Source organism: Streptomyces sp. NPDC056486 (assembly GCF_042795295.1).
Classification (GTDB): domain Bacteria; phylum Actinomycetota; class Actinomycetes; order Streptomycetales; family Streptomycetaceae; genus Streptomyces.
Genome location: NZ_JBHTSF010000308.1, coordinates 1 through 3,904 on the forward strand (window position 1 = coordinate 1; position 3,904 = coordinate 3,904).

Annotated in this window: 3 protein-coding genes; 2 read left to right on the forward strand and 1 reads right to left on the reverse strand. The window is 69.7% G+C overall.

All coding sequences use genetic code 11. From position 1 onward, the window contains the following. Positions 1-132: 132 nt before the first annotated feature. Complete coding sequence (locus ACFQ7F_RS45560; RefSeq protein ID WP_383285609.1) at positions 133-897, reverse strand: SDR family NAD(P)-dependent oxidoreductase; 765 nt, start codon at positions 895-897, stop codon at positions 133-135. A gap of 111 nt (positions 898-1,008) precedes the next feature. Here ACFQ7F_RS45560 and ACFQ7F_RS45565 point away from each other — a divergent pair, with 111 nt between their 5' ends. Continuing rightward, the gene (locus ACFQ7F_RS45565) at positions 1,009-1,485 is read left to right on the forward strand and encodes a MarR family winged helix-turn-helix transcriptional regulator (protein WP_383285615.1); all 477 of its coding nucleotides are present in this window, start codon (positions 1,009-1,011) and stop codon (positions 1,483-1,485) included. Between the two features lie 152 nt (positions 1,486-1,637). Continuing rightward, positions 1,638-3,863 (forward strand): MMPL family transporter, encoded by a 2,226-nt coding sequence (locus ACFQ7F_RS45570; protein WP_383285612.1) that lies wholly within the window; start codon positions 1,638-1,640, stop codon positions 3,861-3,863. Positions 3,864-3,904 lie beyond the last annotated feature (41 nt).

Consider the following 3,904-nt stretch of genomic DNA (forward strand, 5'->3'; position numbering starts at 1 on the left):
GGGGTTCAAGTCCCCCCTCGGACACTTTTAACAGTCTTGTACGAGTGAGGGCCGTGACCGGAAGGTCGCGGCCCTTACTCGTGTACCACCTCGAAGCCGGTCAGGCGTGAAGCCGGCGAGGCGTGAACCTGGTCAGACCGCCGACCAACCCCCGTCCACCGGCAGAATCACCCCGTTGATGTTGCCCGCCGCCTCCGACGCGAGGAACACGATGGCCGCGGCCTGCGTCTCGGCGCCGGCGGGGCGGCCGACGTTCCCCATGTACGGGGCCAGTGCCTGTGGGCCGAGTGCGTCCCTGTCGGCGTCGACCCGGATGTTGGTGATCGTGCCGCCGGGGGCTATCGCATTGGTGCGGATTCCCTTCTCCCGGTAGGTCACGGCAAGCGACTTGGTCAGGCCCACGATGCCGTGCTTGGACGCGGTGTAGGCCGCTCCGGCGGCGCTGCCCCGCAGCGAGGCCTCGGACGCCGTGAAGACGAGAGAGCCTCGGCCCGCATCGAGCATGTGCGGCAGGACGGCCCGGGCAAGCAGGAACGGGGCGGTGAGGTTGATGCGGATGACCCGCTCCCACTCCGTGTCCGTGACGTCCGCCGCGGCCGACATGCTGTCCATGATCCCGGCGTTGTTGACCAGGACGTCGATGCCGCCGAAGCTCTTCAGCGCGGTCGCCACGACCTCGTCGACCACCGCCTGTCCGCTGAGATCGCCCACGACCGCCACGGCCGTACCGCCACCCGACTCGATCTCGGCGGTGACCTCGGCGGCGCCCCCCGCGTTCAGGTCGGCGACGACCACCTTGGCCCCGCGCTCGGCGAAGGCGAGGGCGGTGGCTCTTCCGATGCCTGAGCCGGCCCCGGTCACGATCACGCTGCGGTCGGTGAAGTCCATGGCGCTCATGGTTTCTCTTTTCTCGGGCTCTGCCGTCTCGGTATTGATGTGCACTATACATACGAAGTGCATGATGCACGTTATGGGTAGAATGCGTGTATGGAAAAGCCTGGTCGCCGTATGGACACACCCGTTGGCCGAACGGACAAGCCCGTTCGGCAGGTCGAATTCGAGACGATGCTGCTCGGACGGCACTCACACCTGTACAACCCCCGTACGCGCTCCTCCGGGGGCCGCCTGGACCGCAGTGCGTACGTCCTGCTCAGCCGCATCCAGATGGACGGCCCGATGTCCATCGGTCAGCTCACCGAAGCCTTCGGCCTCGATGCCTCCACCCTCAACCGGCAGACCGCGGCCATGCTGCGCACCGGACTCGTCGAGCGCATCCCCGACCCCGAGGGCGGGATGGCCCGCAAGTTCCGCATCTCCGCCGAGGGCGAGAGCCAACTCGACGCCGACCGTGCCGAGTACACCCAGGGCCTTGAGAAGGTCCTGGCCGGCTGGTCGGCGGAAGACGTGGCGACGTTCGCAGGCTTCCTCCAGCGCTTCAACGGCGACATCGAGAGCCTGGAGGGGCACCCCTGGCCGCGCCCCTGAACCGCAGGGGGCGTAAGCCCTGCGGATGACGCGGCGGGCGCGCGTACTGCCACGTCAGTACGCCGGATTGTCAGCAGGCGCACGACGACCGGACACCCCCTGCCCGGAGAGCCTGTGGAGGTACCCGAGACAAGATCTGGAGACCTCTGCCCGTGGCTACTCTTCTCTATCGCCTTGGCCGTCTGGCCTTCCGGCGGCGTTGGTACGTCGCCCTGCTGTGGGCGGCGGTTCTCGGTGCCGTCGGCTTCGGCGCGCTCACTGCGCCCGCCGCTCCCGACGAGGGCAACTCCATGCCGGGCATCGAGTCCCAGAAGGCATTCGACCTGATGGAGCAGCGCTTCCCCGGGGCCTCGGCCGACGGGGCGAGCGCACGGATCGTCTTCGTCGCCGCGGACGGGCAGAAGATCACCGCGACCGAGAACCGGGCCGCCGTCGAGAAGTTCGTCGCGAGGTCCGGGGACGGGGCGGTCGGCGGGTCCCAAGTCGCCCAGGCCGTCGACCCGTTCAAGGCGCGGGCGGTGAGCGAGGACGGCTCGACGGCGTACGCGACCGTCACGTACAAGGTGAAGGCCGACGACCTCACCGACCGGACCAAGTCGACCCTCGAAGGCGCCATCGAGACGGCCCGTGACGCGGGCCTGACCGTCAATGTCGGCGGAAACGCCCTCGCGAGCCAGCCCGCCGCGGGCGGCGCCGCCGAGGGGATCGGCATCGCCATCGCGGCCGTCGTCCTGCTGATCACCTTCGGCTCGCTGGCCGCTGCCGGGCTTCCGCTGCTCACCGCCGTCATCGGCGTCGGCGTGAGCATGGCCTCGATCCTCGCCCTGGGCAGCGCCCTCGGTCTCTCCGCGACGACCGGCACCCTCGCCACGATGCTCGGCCTCGCGTGCGGCATCGACTACGCCCTGTTCATCGTCTCCCGCTACCGGGAGGAGCGAGGCAAGGGGCACACGCCCCAGGAAGCGGCGGGCCTGGCCGTCGGTACGGCCGGTTCGGCGGTCGTCTTCGCGGGGCTCACCGTCGTCATCGCACTGGCAGGACTCTCGGTGGTCGGCATTCCCATGCTGACCAAGATGGGTCTCGCCGCGGCCGGGGCGGTCGTCGTCTGCGTCGTCATCGCCCTCACTCTCGTCCCTGCCCTGCTGGGCCTCTGGCCGAACGCCGTCCTCTCCCGCTCCACCCGCAAGCGAGGCAGGGACAAGGAAAGCGGCGAGCGCAACGGCGGCAGCCGCTGGGCCAGGTTCGTCCTGCGCCGCCCCGTCCCCGTGCTCCTCGCCTCGGTCGCGGTCCTTGGCGCGCTCGCCCTGCCCGTGCTCGATCTCCAGCTCGGTATGCCGGGAGACGAGGCCAAGCCCACCTCGACCACGGAACGCCGCGCCTACGACGCGCTCGCCGACGGCTTCGGCCCCGGCTTCAACGGGCCCTTGACGATCGTCGTGGACGCCGAGGGCGCCGCCGATCCGAAGGCCGCCGTGTCGACCGTCGAGCAGAAGATCGGCGCCACGGAGGGGGTCGTCTCCGTGTCGGCGGCGCAGTTCAACCCCGCCGGTGACACCGCGATGTTCACCGCCGTATCGGCCGACGCCCCCACCGATCAGCGGACCAAGGACCTCGTCCACACCATCCGCGACGACCGTCCCGCGATCGAGTCGACCACCGGGGGAGCCACCTTCGAGGTCACCGGCACCACCGCGATGAACATCGACATGGCGCAGAAGGTCCAGGACGCCCTGATCCCGTACCTCGCCGTCGTGGTGGGCCTTGCCGTGCTGCTCCTGATGGTGGTCTTCCGCTCCGTGCTCGTGCCGGTCAAGGCGGCCCTCGGCTTCCTCCTGTCCGTCGGCGCCGCCCTCGGCTCGGTCGTCGCGGTCTTCCAGTGGGGCTGGGGCGCCGAACTCCTCAGCGTCGAGCAGACCGGGCCGATCATGAGCATGATGCCGATCTTCATGGTGGGCATCGTCTTCGGGCTCGCCATGGACTACGAGGTGTTCCTCGTCGCGCGTATGCGGGAGGCGTACGTGCACGGGGACCGGCCGGGGCAGGCCGTGGTCAGTGGCTTCCGGTACAGCGCACGTGTCGTCGTGGCCGCCGCACTGATCATGATGGCGGTGTTCTCCGGGTTCATCGGCGCCGGCGAATCGATGATCAAGACGATCGGGTTCGGCCTTGCCTCGGCCGTTCTGTTCGACGCGTTCGTCGTCCGCATGGCGCTCGTCCCCGCCGTTCTCGCCCTGCTCGGCAAGGCCGCGTGGTGGCTGCCGCGTCCCCTTGACCGTTTGCTGCCTCGCGTAGATGTGGAGGGCGAGGCGCTGAGTCGGCGGTCCGCCGGTCTTCGGGCCGCGCCCGAAACCGCCGATCGCGAGTCGGTGGGCGTCTGACGGAGCCGCACGACGCAGGGCCACCCGTGCGGGACACGGGT

Coding starts and splice junctions, on each gene's coding strand:
- ACFQ7F_RS45565 (WP_383285615.1), top strand. CDS start 1,009: ATGGACACACCCGTTGGCCGAACGGACAAGCCCGTTCGGCAGGTCGAA.
- ACFQ7F_RS45560 (WP_383285609.1), bottom strand. CDS start 897: ATGAGCGCCATGGACTTCACCGACCGCAGCGTGATCGTGACCGGGGCC.